The 13840-nt window shown below is 39.5% G+C and carries 13 protein-coding genes; 7 read left to right on the plus strand and 6 right to left on the minus strand.

The genetic code is table 11. The annotated features are described in order from the left end of the window. Positions 1 to 15: 15 nt before the first annotated feature. Complete coding sequence (gene rlmF / locus I6F45_RS10835; RefSeq protein ID WP_197160452.1) at positions 16 to 948, minus strand: 23S rRNA (adenine(1618)-N(6))-methyltransferase RlmF; 933 nt, start codon at positions 946 to 948, stop codon at positions 16 to 18. Positions 949 to 1076: 128 nt separating this feature from the next. Here rlmF and I6F45_RS10840 point away from each other — a divergent pair, with 128 nt between their 5' ends. Beyond that, positions 1077 to 1988, plus strand: coding sequence for an alpha/beta fold hydrolase (locus I6F45_RS10840; protein ID WP_197160454.1), 912 nt, complete (start codon positions 1077 to 1079; stop codon positions 1986 to 1988). On the opposite strand, the gene I6F45_RS10845 is transcribed toward I6F45_RS10840, so the two are convergent. From I6F45_RS10845 to I6F45_RS10855, 3 genes are all read right to left on the minus strand, one after another. Next, positions 1975 to 3408 (minus strand): tetratricopeptide repeat-containing sulfotransferase family protein, encoded by a 1434-nt coding sequence (locus I6F45_RS10845; protein ID WP_197160456.1) that lies wholly within the window; start codon positions 3406 to 3408, stop codon positions 1975 to 1977. The two genes, I6F45_RS10840 and I6F45_RS10845, sit on opposite strands and share 14 nt — an antisense overlap. Before the next feature lie 90 nt (positions 3409 to 3498). Continuing rightward, positions 3499 to 6081, minus strand: a complete 2583-nt coding sequence (locus tag I6F45_RS10850) for a TonB-dependent receptor plug domain-containing protein (RefSeq protein ID WP_010553992.1) — start codon at positions 6079 to 6081, stop codon at positions 3499 to 3501. Positions 6082 to 6392: 311 nt separating this feature from the next. Continuing rightward, on the minus strand, positions 6393 to 6563 hold the full coding sequence (locus I6F45_RS10855) for an oxidoreductase-like domain-containing protein (RefSeq protein WP_010553991.1): 171 nt from the start codon (positions 6561 to 6563) through the stop codon (positions 6393 to 6395). Between the two features lie 112 nt (positions 6564 to 6675). Between I6F45_RS10855 and I6F45_RS10860 the strand changes: the two genes are divergently transcribed. Further along, a complete protein-coding gene (locus I6F45_RS10860; RefSeq protein ID WP_007582356.1) occupies positions 6676 to 7098 on the plus strand; it encodes a hypothetical protein in 423 nt (140 codons plus the stop codon). An 87-nt stretch (positions 7099 to 7185) separates the two neighbouring features. After that, the gene (locus I6F45_RS10865; RefSeq protein ID WP_010553989.1) at positions 7186 to 8550 is read left to right on the plus strand and encodes a leucyl aminopeptidase family protein; all 1365 of its coding nucleotides are present in this window, start codon (positions 7186 to 7188) and stop codon (positions 8548 to 8550) included. 38 nt (positions 8551 to 8588) lie between these two features. Here the strand turns inward: I6F45_RS10865 and gloA2 are convergent, their stop codons facing one another. After that, positions 8589 to 8975 carry an SMU1112c/YaeR family gloxylase I-like metalloprotein gene (gene gloA2 / locus I6F45_RS10870; protein ID WP_197160458.1) on the minus strand — a complete coding sequence of 129 codons (387 nt, stop codon included), beginning with the start codon at positions 8973 to 8975 and terminating at the stop codon, positions 8589 to 8591. A 70-nt stretch (positions 8976 to 9045) separates the two neighbouring features. Then, on the minus strand, positions 9046 to 10125 hold the full coding sequence (locus I6F45_RS10875) for a ketoacyl-ACP synthase III (RefSeq protein WP_008133848.1): 1080 nt from the start codon (positions 10123 to 10125) through the stop codon (positions 9046 to 9048). A gap of 153 nt (positions 10126 to 10278) precedes the next feature. Here I6F45_RS10875 and I6F45_RS10880 point away from each other — a divergent pair, with 153 nt between their 5' ends. From I6F45_RS10880 to I6F45_RS10895, 4 genes are all read left to right on the plus strand, one after another. Next, positions 10279 to 11586, plus strand: a complete 1308-nt coding sequence (locus I6F45_RS10880) for a metal-dependent hydrolase family protein (protein WP_197160460.1) — start codon at positions 10279 to 10281, stop codon at positions 11584 to 11586. Positions 11587 to 11594: 8 nt separating this feature from the next. Beyond that, positions 11595 to 11999 carry a nuclear transport factor 2 family protein gene (locus I6F45_RS10885; protein ID WP_197160462.1) on the plus strand — a complete coding sequence of 135 codons (405 nt, stop codon included), beginning with the start codon at positions 11595 to 11597 and terminating at the stop codon, positions 11997 to 11999. Between the two features lie 61 nt (positions 12000 to 12060). Then, entirely contained in the window at positions 12061 to 13302 is a 1242-nt protein-coding gene (locus I6F45_RS10890; protein WP_197160502.1) for a sensor histidine kinase, read from the plus strand. Continuing rightward, a complete protein-coding gene (locus I6F45_RS10895; RefSeq protein WP_197160464.1) occupies positions 13299 to 13826 on the plus strand; it encodes a response regulator transcription factor in 528 nt (175 codons plus the stop codon). Before I6F45_RS10890 ends, I6F45_RS10895 begins: the two co-directional genes overlap by 4 nt. The last annotated feature ends 14 nt before the right edge of the window (positions 13827 to 13840 follow it).

Here is a 13840-nt window from a genome sequence, read left to right on the forward strand (position 1 = left end):
TTAATAAAATTGGTACTAAGCCAGCTCGCTACAAATTTGTTCACGAGTTTCTTTATCAAAGTAGCTCCATGCAATAAAGCGGCTAATTTTTTGACCTTGTGCCATATCAACTATTTTATATTGTGCTATTGGGTGGGCTTTTAATACTTCTTCAAGGGCTGCAATATTATCTTTTTTAGAGACTAACGACGTAAACCACAGTACTTGCTCTGCAAAGTCTTCGCTCTCTTTAATCATGTTAGAGATAAACTGTACTTCACCGCCTTCACACCATAATTCATTATTATGACCACCAAAATTAAGCGTGCTACTGGGGGTTTTTCCTAGGTTTTTCCATTTACGTTCACTGCCTTTACTTGCCTCTTCTTCACTTGCATGAAACGGAGGGTTGCAGAGCGTTAAATGGTATAAATCTTTTTGATTTACAACGCCTTTAAAAATATGTGATGCGTTTTTTTGTTGTTTTAGGGTTATTTTTAAACTATTAAACTGAGCAATTTGCTTTGCTATTTTTACCGAAGCTGCATCAATATCAGTCCCTGTAAAATGCCACTTATATTCACTTGTACCAGTAAGCGGATAAACTAAGTTAGCGCCAGTGCCAATATCAAGCACTTTAATTTGCTTACCTAAAGGTATTTGTTGTTGATTATCATCACTTAATAAGTCAGCTAAGTAATGAATGTAGTCAACACGCCCAGGTATAGGTGGACATAAATTGTGCTCAGGAATATCCCAAAAATCAATATTATAATGTGCTTTTAAAAGAGCTTGATTGAGTGTTTTAACGGCTTTGTTATCACTAAAATCAATACTTTTAGTACCTGCAGGTGTGGTTATAACAAAAGGCAGTAGAGCAGGGTGCTCTGTTGTTAATAAATCGAAGTCGTACCCATTTTTATGTAGGTTACGAGGATGTAATTTTGAACGTGTATTATTTTCTTTCATGGCTTCATTTTAACAACAGATATAATGTGGTGATTGTAACAAATGCAGGTGGGTAAAGTGCAGACATTTCCTTTGGTATATCGAATATTACTGGTAGGATGAGTTGAAAATAATAAAAAGGAACCGCAGTGGCCATTTCTCAGCAATCAATAATTATTACTTTAGCTGATCAACAAACCCTCCATTTACGCCGTATTAGCGATGATAATCAGCAAGGGCCTGTTGTATTTTTTATGCATGGGGCTATAGAAAACGGTAAAATTTTTTACACGCACTCTAATAAAGGGCTCGCACCATTTTTAGCTGAGCATGGATATTGTTGTTATGTTGCTGATTTACGGGGCCGAGGTGATAGTAAACCGGTTATTTCAAGTGACGCTAAGTACGGGCAAACGGAGGCTATTTTAGAAGATATCCCTGCTTTTATTAATCAAATAGAGTTGATTGAAGGTAAAAAGCCCGATTATTGGGTCGCTCATTCTTGGGGCGGGGTATTAATGAATAGTGCGTTTGCACGTTTTCCTGAATATATTAACGATGTAAAAGCATGTGTGTATTTTGGCTCTAAACGCTCTTTATTTAATAACCATCCTCAAAAATTATTACAAGCCAATTTGATTTGGTACTTTATGGCGCCTTTGCTCGCTAAAAAACACGGTTATTTAAATGCAAAAGGCTATAAGTGGGGAAGCGATAACGAAACTCAAAAGTCGCATTATCAAAGTATGCAATGGGCTAAAAAGAAGCCATGGATAGACTCTGATGATCATTTTAATTATGCAAAAGCGCTAAACAGACTGCATTTACCGCCAACGCTTCATATTTCTGCAGTAAAAGATAAAGCATTAGCACAGTCAATCGATATTCAAAAATTTATGGACGAATCTGGGCCTGGCATTCAAAAAATGCAAATTTACGGTCGTAAACACGGACATAATTTTGATTACGACCATATTAATATGCTTACCCACCCAAGTGCGCGTGATGATCAATTTAAAGATTTACTTAATTGGTTTAGAGCGCATTCTAATTCTCATTAAGTAACTTTAGAAGAGGTGTTTTGTAGCGCTCCCACTTAGCGATTGCTGTGTTATTAATAGGCTGGCGAATAGCATGCTTACTCAACGTGGTTACTGGTTTTTTATGCTTATAAAACGCTAAACAGCGCTGTTCAAAATGACAGTTTAAAAAACCAAGTAACTGCGTTAGCTGCTCTTTTGGGTTGCTCACTAAATCTTCGTAACTGACATCATAAATTGGCATACTTTTAAAGGAGTACCAATGGCTCATCAGTTTTTCATACACACTATGGTAAAGCTTAAACTCAGGTAGTGAGCAAAAATAAGGCTCGTTTTCGGCAAAGTAATTAGTGAAAATAGAAAACGCAGTAGCATTAAAGTTGCGACTTAAGTTTATAAATTTGGCATTTGGAAATAGGATATATATTAGTCCGAGCGACTGATAATTACTCGGCAGTTTATTTATTATAAAAGGTCTGATGGGCGATGCTGTTTTTAATGTTGCGATATAAAGCTCGCGGGCTTTTTTGATTAAGTCAGGCGTTAAATGCGCTAAACATTGCGGGTAAGCAACTCCCGTTTTTTGCTCGATAAAAGCAACCGCGTTATTACTAATACTCGTACTTTCTCCTAGGCTCGAAAACTGACTATGGCTTGCCAACATTTGCTCCAGGAGGGTAGAGCCACTACGAGGCATACCAATAATAAATACAGGTGTAATATTACCTGTAAATTTTTTATCGGCAGAGGCAATAAATTCCTCGGTGTTGTATTTTATTATTTCATCGTAAAAAGGGATTAAATCTTTAGTGTTAAATTCACTTAATTTTCTTTGTAATTTATTTGCCAATATAAAATAATTAAATGCTTGCTCGGTATCTTCAAGTGCATCGTAACTGTTTGCTAATGCGTAGTAACACACCATTTTTAAACGTAAATTGCTCGTTTGAGTTAGTAAGTGGTGCAAATTACTTACATAATTATGCTCTTTATCAAACCGGCCTAACTGCACAAGTTCAAATAAAATATAAGCTGTTACAGGGTATACCCCAATACTGAGTGCATGAGCAAAGGTTGTATGGGCTTTATCTAACTCGCCATGTGTTAAATAGTGCTGTGCTAAGTAATAATGAGGCTCTGGGTTATGACTTGCTAATTTTTTTGCGTATTCGAGCACCGTTAACGCATCGTTTGGCGAATTAACACCGTTAAATGCATCAGCAAGGGCATGTAATGGTTCAAGCATATGAGGCATGCGCTCACACGCTTTTTGGAGTAAGTACACGGCAGCGTCATAACGCTCTAATCGTAGGGCAATTCTGCCTAAGCCAAATAAAGCTTCACCATTTTCGGGATTACTATTTAATAGCGTTTTAAAATGAAACTCAGCTTCTTTGAGTTTATTTTGTTGAAATAATTGGTTGGCTTTATTAAGTAACATAGTTAGACATTATTATTATTTTTATTAACTATAAAATTAAAAAGGCGAAATGTCTTTAACATTTCGCCTTTGGTTCTTCATGAAAATAGTTTAAAAAGTATATGTTGCTTTAGCGTAGTAAAAGCCACCGTTAATACCAAACGGAGATGTTTCGTAGAACTGACCACCCCAGTTGTTATTAGGGATACCCGTTGCATCTGCAAAATCAAGTTTTTCAGCATCTTGGTCGAATAAGTTTTGAGCGCCTACAGAGAAGCTAACTGATTCATTTAAGAAGTAAGTTACTTCAGCATCAATAGTGACTGCAGCATCTGCTGTTTTAGCTGTTGCATCATAATCAACGTGAACACCTTGGTATTCGCCGTAGTAGTTTGCACGAGCAAATGCAGAAACTGATTCCCATTGTTGAGACAATGTGAACGTTGCACGATGGTTAGGTAAATCTTCTTCTAAGCGTTTAACTTTAAACGCACCTGTAATCTCACTAAATTGAGTTACTTCAGTATCATTCCAGTTATAAGCAAGACTAAATGTAGAGCTACCGCCCATTAGTTCAGCAGTATAGTTTGCAACTAAATCGATACCTTGAGTTGTTGTATCAAAGTCATTTGTAAAAAAGCTTACCTGAGCAAGACCTTGTACATTAGGAACTCCAGCGGCTGTAAGTGTATCTTTATCTGCTTGGCTTAAGTTGATTTTATCTGATTGGCTAATACGGTCATCTACTTGAATGTTGTAGTAATCAAGCGTTAAAAATAACTCGCCGATTGTGTATACAGCACCAAGTGTATAGCTTTGTGATTCTTCCGGCTCAAGCTCTGTACCACCTAATTGCACTGCAATAGGGTTTGTTGGTGGAAGAAGCGCTGAATCTTGTAATACACCGCTGTCTAAGCTTGTTTGTACGTTACTTACGTTAGCTTGACCAACTGTAGGTGCACGGAAACCGCTACTTACAGAACCACGAATATTTAAATCTTCAGTTAAATGGTATTGAGCCATTACCTTGTAGTTAGTTGTAGTACCAAAGCTGTCGTAGTCTTCAAAGCGAAGCGCTACGCCCATTAAAAAGTCTTCAGTAAAGGGTGCTTCAACATCAACATACGCTGCATAGTTACGACGAGAAAACTCACCTGCTTGTGATGGTTTAAAACCAGGGAAGCCGTTAGAGCCAATACCAAAACCTTGTGCTGTTAAAGGGCCTGCTGTGTAAGATTCTTCATCACCAGAAATGATAGTGAATGTTTCTTCATGCCATTCAAAACCACCGGCAATGTTTACATCATAAGCTAAACCAAAGTCGACACCCTTTGATAAATCAAAGTTAAAGTTTTTCTCTAGCTGTTCATATTTACCCGGACTGAAGTCACGTGGCGTATCCGCACCTAAAGAAGCATTAACCGTGTCATAGATGAAGTAACGTGATTCATTTAAACCCACAGTACCGCTTAAGTCATAGTAAGTATCTTTTAAGAAACCACCAGTGAATCGCCCTTTAGTACCAATAGTTAAAGACGTATCAGTAATGTTGCCGCCAAAGTTAGGTGTAAAGCCACCTGGAAGCGTTTCGTTAAAGGCAAAACAATCTGGGTTGTTCGCTACACCATTTATATAAGCAGGATCATCTAATACGTTGCCATCTGTTATTGCAATAGTAGGACAGTTAGCGCTCATATCAGGTGTTAAATCTGCAACAAGTAGTGTTTCGCCACCATCATTTGAGTAAACGCCAGAACGTGTTTGCGGGTTACGGTAGTAAAAGCCACCACGTACATCACGTTCAGAGTAATTACCAAACATGTAAAATTCAGAATCGTTTGTTAGCTCTAAACCTACGTTACCAAAAATTGTAATATCGTCGTTTACTTCTGGTGCGCCCCATACTTGTGCAAGAGAAGATACATCAGGAACACCGGCCGCTGAAAGTGCTGCGGCATCGGCACGTTGAACTGAACGGCTTGTTGCATCAGCTGTTTTATATTGAAAGCTTAAGTTAGCAAAGCCATTGTCGGTAAACGGTAAACCCACGTTACCCGACACTTGTGTTGTATCGCCGTCGCCTTCATAAAATTGACCATGGCGGATTTCTAATTTACCACCTTCAGAAGCGTCTTTTAGTTGGAAGTTCATTACACCGGCAATCGCATCAGAACCATACTGAGCTGCTGCGCCATCACGAAGTACTTCTACTTGTTTAATAGCAATGCTTGGAATAACTGAAATATCTGCGCCTTGCGCGCCATCGTTAATACCACCGCCTAAAAATGCAATTACAGAAGCACGATGACGACGTTTGCCGTTTAAAAGAACCAATGTGCTGTCTGATGGTAAACCACGTAAGTTAGCTGGGCGAACAAGAGAGGCCGCATCACTAATAGGATTTTGATGTACGTTAAAAGATGGCACGGCACCTTTTAAAAGCTCAAGCATGTCGGTATTGCCTGATCTTTCTAATTCTTCGCCGCCAATAATATCGATTGGAACTGGTGAGTCACCGATTGAACGTGGAGCTGAGCGCGTACCTACTACGGCAATTTTCTCTACGTTTTTATTTACTTTAGTTTGCTGTTGCTCGTCTGCTGCAATAGCAGAACCCGAAAAAAACAACCCTGCAGTGGTTGTAGCTAAAGCAAATTTGATTGCTTGGTTTAGCGCATTATTTTTTAATTTCATTCTAATTTTCCCCAGTTAGAATAATTCTTATTTTTGATGCTAATTTCACATCATTTATTTTTAACTTAATTTTTTGTTTCACATAAGTTTGAGGGTTTAGCTCAAAAGCCTAATCAATTAAGCTTACTTTTTGTGAAGTCCTATTTACAGACTATAGGTAAAAAACGGGAAGGGCAATTACTAATTAACCATTTGATAACAAAAAGATTCAATTTAAGAAAAAAATGCAACAATGGTGCAAAGTAAAGCTAAAATGAACTAAATAAGTGCAAATAGGGTTGTTGAGAGGAAAATTAATGCGTTATCAGTATTTAAATGTTATTTATTTGTTTCTTTTTGGTGGGGTTTTCAATGTTTTGTGCACATCGCCAAGTTGCTAATTTTTCTTTATATTCATCCCACACGCAGGGGCAGCAACTGCCACCACCACAACATTCATCAGATTTTGGTTTTTCAGGTTTTTGCGGTAGTTGGTTTGTCATATTCAGTGTTGTTGTATGTATTTAATACTAATTTGGTGCAAAGGATAAGTTAAAGGATGTTGTAAGTAAATTATTCTTTGTGAACCCGTGCTGCTGTGTGAAAATAAAAGTTATGCGATTATATAAAGTTATTCACCGTGCACCTTGGCGGGTAGTTAAAATTAGTAAAAAACGCCAACAGCTGCGTTTTCGCCGTGCTATGGTGGCGCTTAAAATTGCACTTGCGCAAGAAAAACAAGAAACCAAAGAAATGCTCTCTATTTATAGGCGCTACACTCAAGGCCAAACAAGTAAAGAGGAGTTAAAACGCGCCAATGAACAGTTTGTTGATATTTTAAAAGGGTTAGGGCTCGGTGTGTTTGCAGTATTACCTTTTGCCCCGCTTACAATTCCTTTAGTTGTTAAATTAGGGAGTTTAGTGGGAGTTGATGTACTGCCAAGTTCGTTTAATATGAACAAATCTATTAAAGAACTTGATGCTAAAATAGATCAAGAAAATCAAAAGCAAGAATCCAAAAATAGCTTAAAAAAGTAGCTAAAATCCCTTCAAATTAGCGATACCTTTTAGGTGCGCTTATTGATATGCTCTTAAGTACCATTTTTATATTATATGAGCTTTTTAATGAGTGCATTACTACGTCATACATCTTCTGGTATTCCTTTATCTTTTATTCTTAAAAACGAATTATCTGACTGGCAAGCACAGCAGCCTGCATTTATACAAAATTGGTTAACTAATACAGGTTTCGAAAAGCAAGGTGTTGCTTTAATCCCTGATGCTAAAACGGGCGAGTTAAGCCAGGTATTTTGTTTAATGCAAAGTAGCGATGATTTTTGGGCTGCGGGTAATTTAGCAAATACACTTCCTACTGGTACTTATCAAATTCAAGGTGAGAGCGCTTTTGTAGAGCAAGTTGCTTTAGGGTTTGTGCTTGGTGGTTACGAATTTAGTGAATATAAAGAAAAACCAACAGCAAAAGCGCAATTAGCCATTAGCGATAAAGCGTTGTTTGAGCGTATTAGCCAACAAGCTGATGCTATTACACTTGCACGTGATTTAGTTAATACGCCAGCGGTAGATATGATGCCGCAACATTTATCGCAAGTAATGGAAGATTTAGCTGCAACTTACAATGGCGAATTTTCACAGTGGATTGGCGATGAGTTACTAGAGCAAAACTACCCGACTATTCACATGGTGGGTCGTGCAAGCGAAAATAAACCGCGTTTACTCGATTTAAAATGGGGTGCAACAGATGCTCCATTAATTACACTAGTAGGTAAGGGCGTATGTTTTGACTCAGGTGGACTTGATTTAAAACCAAGCTCTGGCATGCGTAACATGAAAAAGGACATGGGCGGTGCCGCGCATGTTATTGCTCTAGCACAGCTTATTATGGCAGCTAACTTACCAATTAGATTACGAGTGCTTGTACCCGCTGTTGAAAATGCGGTATCGCGTAACGCGTTTCGTCCAGGCGATGTTGTTAAAACACGCAAAGGCATTATGGTCGAAATTGATAATACAGACGCAGAAGGGCGCTTAGTATTGTGTGATGCATTAAGCGAAGCACAAAACGATAATCCTGAGCTAATTATTGATTTTGCTACCCTTACGGGTGCATGTCGTGTTGCCTTAGGCACGGAGCTTCCGGGCTTTTTCTCAACAGAGCGCGATGTAGCAAATGGTATTATTGATGCAGGTTTAAGCGTACATGACCCTGTTTGGCAACTTCCGTTGTTTGAGCAATATAAAAGCTTACTAAAAAGTGATGTAGCCGATATGGCAAATTGCGCAAGTACACCGTTTGGTGGTGCTATTACTGCGGCGCTTTACTTAAAAGAATTTGTTGAGCCAACAACACCGTGGGTACACTTTGATGTAATGGCGTGGAACTTACGTGCATTACCAGGTCGTCCAACGGGTGGTGAAGCATTAGGTATTCGTGCTGTATTTAACTACTTACAAAATCGTTTTAATAAATAAGTTTTTGATTCAATAGTAAGAACTTGAGCTTATGAGTTTTAAACCTCATAAAGCTCAAGTGGCAAGTTATCTGGATCGGCAAAAAAGGTAAACTTTTTGCCGGTTATTTCATCCACTCTAATATCCTCAACGTTTACTTCGCACGACTCTAAATACGTTTTTGCAATCTGTACATCCGCTACCTTAAAAGCTAAATGTCTTAAGCCGTGTGCTTCGGGATAGCTTGGTCTTGCGGGCGCTCCATCAAACGAAAATAGCTCTATTTGGCTACCATCTGGCATGGCTAAATCTAATTTATATGAATTACGATCAGCTCTAAAGTGCTCATTAATAACGTTAAGTTTAAGTACATTGCTATAAAAGTGTTTAGAACGTGCATAGTCACTGCAAATAATGGCAGCGTGGTGAATACCTAAAAGTTTCAAATTTAATTCCTTAAAAAGCAAAAACGCACTTAATTAAGTGCGTTTTATATGTGACTTATTACATGTTGTGTTAGCTTGGCTGCGCTTCTTTACATGCTTTAACTGCCGGTGCTACAAGTTCTAAACCGGTTTTATCACATGGCGGTAAAGCGGCATCGCTTACACTAATAGGCGTTACGCGTTCGCCCCATTTTATGTAACTTGCAGCCCAGGTAAGGCCTGCACCAAATGCAGCAGACATAATGTTTGAATGCGGTTTAATTAACCCTTGCTCAACGGCTTCACATAACGCAATAGCAATCGTAGCAGCAGAGGTATTACCATACTCACCAATGTTAACCATTACTTTTTCGTCAGGTACTTTTAAACGATGCTGAATAGCTTGAATAATACGTAAGTTAGCTTGGTGTGGAACGAGTACATTAATGTCATCAAGGCTCAAATCGGCTTGTTTAAGTACATCGTCGCACGCTTCGCTCATGCCTTTGACAGCACGTTTGAAAATTTCACGACCTTCAAATAATAAATCAGATGGACCAATTGGCTCATATTTATTTAAATCACTACCAAAGTTAGTGATGTGTAAAATATCGCGGTCTTCACTGTCGCAACCAGTTTTGGTTGCTAGTAAACCAGCTGGCGTATCTGCCGCTTCAAGTACGACAGCACCTGCGCCATCGCCAAATAAAACAGCGCTGTCGCGACGTGCCCAGTTTACATACCAGGTCATACGCTCAGCGGCAATGACCACTGCTTTTTTGATCATACCCGCTTGAATTTGTGCTGTAGCAGCTTGCAATGCATATAAAAAGCCCGAACATGCCGCGTTTGTATCCATTGCGGCAGCGCCTGTTGCACCAATATTTTTTTGCACTTGTGAGGCGGTATTTGCCACAACAGTAGAAGGTGTACAAGTGGCTAATATAACTAAATCAATATCTTTAGGGTCAACGCCTGCGCACGCAATAGCATGCTTAGCTGCAACGGTTGCCAGCTCGGCGGTACTTACATGGCTCACTCGGCGAGATTTAATGCCAGTACGCGTGGTTATCCACTCGTCGGTGGTATCAACTATTTCACTAATTTCATCGTTGCTAATGCTTGCTGGTGGAATGCATTTACCCCAACCAGTGATATGTGCGTAAGGCATAGTATGTTCTCTTAAGGTGGTCTGACATGTATTACTAATGGGTGAGTTATACCAAAAAACGGCTTTCAAGACTAGTTTATAGCATGTTTTGTATCGTAAATATTAGCAATTACAGGTTATTTAGGGTAATGCTAGTATAAAAAAGGAGCAAGTATGAAAACAACACTAATAACAACATTCACTTCAATAACGCTGGCATTAATAACAAATGGAGCATTTGCTCAACAGCATAAAATTATTTATGCGGGCAGTTTACTTACATCCGAGGATCAAAAAGTAAAAACAGAGCAAACGCTAGTCATAACAGATAATACAATAACAGCCATTAAAAACGGCTACCTCACAAAAGCAGAACTTAACCTACCTGACGCCGATATTATCAATCTTAAAAATCAATTTGTAATGCCTGGTCTTATTGATATGCATGTTCACGTTACGTTTGAGCGAGATGCTAAAGCAAACCCTCATCGCTGGGCAACAGAATATGACGCCGATTATGCTTTGCGCTCAATTAAATATTTACAACGTACGCTCGATGCGGGTTTTACATCAGTGCGAGATTTAGGTAGCGATCACAAAGTTATATTTCCGCTAAAACGTGCTATTGAGCGAAATGATATTAACGGCCCTCGCATTTTTGCAGCGGGTAATACAATATCGCCTACCGGTGGACACGCAGATATGCACGGTTATCGAAAAGATATTACAGATGCAGTTACAGGCGGGATTGGTATATGTAATGGCGCGGATGATTGTAGCCGTGCGGTACGCGAGGTAATTAAAAGTGGCGCTGATGTAATTAAAATTACTGCCACGGGTGGAGTACTAAGTAATACCGCTGCTGGTGTTAACCAACAACTTACAGATGCAGAGCTGATTGCAATTGTTGATACTGCTCATCACTTGGGTCGTAAAGTTACAGCGCATGCACACGGTACACAAGGTATAAAAGCGGCCTTAAAAGCCGGTGTAGATTCTATTGAGCATGGCTCTTATTTAGATAAAGAGGCAATAAAGTTATTTAAAAAAACGGGAGCTTATTTAGTACCGACGCTTTTAGCGGGGGCAACGGTAAGTGAAGAGGTGCTAACAAATCCAAATATGCCACCGGCAATAGCCGACAAAGTGCGTGAAGTGACTCCAAAAATGCAAGCGTCGTTCAAGCTTGCACTGAAAAATGAGGTTAATATAGCTTTTGGAACAGACTCTGGTGTGTCGCGTCATGGGCTCAATGCTAACGAATTTAGTTTAATGGTAAACAATGGAATGAGCGAAGCCCAAGCTATTAAATCAGCAACTATACATGCAGCTAAACTGCTGGGGCAAAGCGCACTCATTGGCGACTTGAGTGTTGGTAAACAAGCAGATATTATCAGTGTGAATGGCTCACCGCTTAAAAATATCGACGTACTTAAAAACGTGCAATTTGTTATGAAAGCCGGGCAAGTTTATAAACAATAGGGAAGGTTATGAGCAGCAAAATAAAAGTGTCGTTGTTTAATCATTTGATTGACGCTGAGCGCCAGTTACTAGACCCAGAAGTTCGCCAATCTGAGCGCGCATTAGATGCTTTACTCGATGATGAATTTATCGAAATTGCTGCCAACGGCACTACGTTCAATAAATACCAAGTGCTTACCCGTTTACCTACCGAGGTTGTACCACAATTTTATAATCAGCATTTTAAGGGCCGAATGCTGAGCGATGATGTAGTACAACTAAGTTACCAAGCCGCTTATAGACGCTCTGCTCGCGCTGAGTTTAATTACTCGTTACGTATGTCGCTTTGGCGCCAAACTAATAAACAATGGAAAATGGTGTTTCATCAAGGAACGCCTTGTGCACCGTTTTCAATTTCGATGGATGATGATTAAAAATCATATACCCGTTAAAATAACCTTATTAAACATTTGATTAGGCAATTACCTCTTGTTAATGCGAACCGACCCCACTATTAGTCGACTATTAATGCTGCGAAGCGGCGCAATTGCCGTGCAGTTAATCGCTGTGCTTAGCGTTTATTTTTTACTAGAATATCAAATTGCGTTACTGCCTTTACTGATTGTTATTGCGTTAGAGGCTGTTTTTCAGCTTATTAGCCTGTTTGCTTATCGTAATGTGAGCCGCGCTAAACCTGTGGGTATGTTGATGCAGCTAACTGCAGATGTATTATTTTTAACGGTTTTGCTTTCGCTAAGCGGCGGTGCAACTAATGCATTTGTATCGTTGTTATTGCTCCCGATAATGATAGCTGCTGTTACGCTGCGAGAAAAAGGATTAGCTTATATTGCAGTATTAGCCATTGCCGCATACAGTTTTTTACTGATAAAGATGCCCGATCACAGTATGCATCAAATGAATATGAGTGGTCACTTTATTGGCATGTGGGTTAATTTTGTTTTAAGTGCTAGCGTAATTGCATTAGTGATTGGCGCAATGAGCAGGGCACTTAAAGAGCGAGAGCGTATTATTGCAAATGTGCGTGAAAAACAATTACGTAACGAACAGCTTGTTACCTTAGATGGCGCTGCTGCGCAAATAACTCATCAACTAGCGACCCCTATAGCAAACTTACAGTTACTCTTTGAAGAGTTATTAGAAGATCAACCAAACAACCCTATTGTTAAGCACATGCAAGCGCCGCTTACTCAGTGTAGTACACAGCTTAACGACTTTAGAAAACTCTCAAGGCAGTTACGCCTTAAAAATTCACAAGAACATGTAACGGTAAAGCAACTGCAAACACAAATTACAGACACACTTTTACTGCAATACCCTGATCAGCACATTAAATGGATTACGCCACCTATTGCGGCAACGCTATTGAGTGATGCGATGTTATTACCCGCTATTTTAAATTTATTGCAAAACGCCGCGCTTGCTAATCAAAAACAAGGTCAAACTCAATTAGAGCTGAGTTGGCAGCAAGATAACTTACATAGCGAATGCGTTTACTTGTTAATTCGTGATTTTGGCCGTGGCTTTTCGTCACCGCAATTAGCAGAGCTGGGTGGGCAACTTATGCCAAGCGATCAAGGAATGGGGCTTGCTGTGCTTTTATCAAATGTTACTTTTGAGCGTTTAAATGGCTCACTTACCTTGTTTAACCATGCAGGTGGCGGTGCTGTCGCCAAAGTTAAACTCGCTATTGTAAACACTGAGAATAACGCCTCATGAAGTTACTTATAATTGAAGACGATATTAATTTAGCCAGCACACTTGCAAGGCGCCTAACTAAACAAGGCTTTACTTGCGAGGTGGCGCATAACCAAAGCGATGCGTTACTTGTTGCGCGCAAACTATTGCCCGACTTTGTTTTATTAGACATGAAACTAGGTGACGATAACGGACTTGCACTCATAAAGCCGCTGCGTAGTTTACTTGCACAAGCACATATTGTTTTACTAACTGGGTTTGCAAGTATAGCAACCGCAGTAGAGGCAATGCGTTTAGGCGCAAACGACTACCTTACAAAGCCGGTTGATATGGCAACATTATTAAAAGCGCTTAACACCGAGCCTGTGGCATCGGCATCGAATGTTATCGATGATGCAGTTATGTCGCCGGAGCGCTTAGAGTGGGAGCATATTCAACAAGTGCTTCACAGCAATAATGGCAATGTGTCGGTTACCGCACGGCAACTTAATATGCATAGGCGCACGTTACAGCGTAAATTACAAAAAAAGCCGGTGCAGCAGTAGTTTAGTACTTAATT

It is taken from the genome of Pseudoalteromonas sp. SWYJZ19, assembly GCF_015864375.1.
In the GTDB taxonomy this organism is placed as follows: domain Bacteria; phylum Pseudomonadota; class Gammaproteobacteria; order Enterobacterales; family Alteromonadaceae; genus Pseudoalteromonas; species Pseudoalteromonas arctica.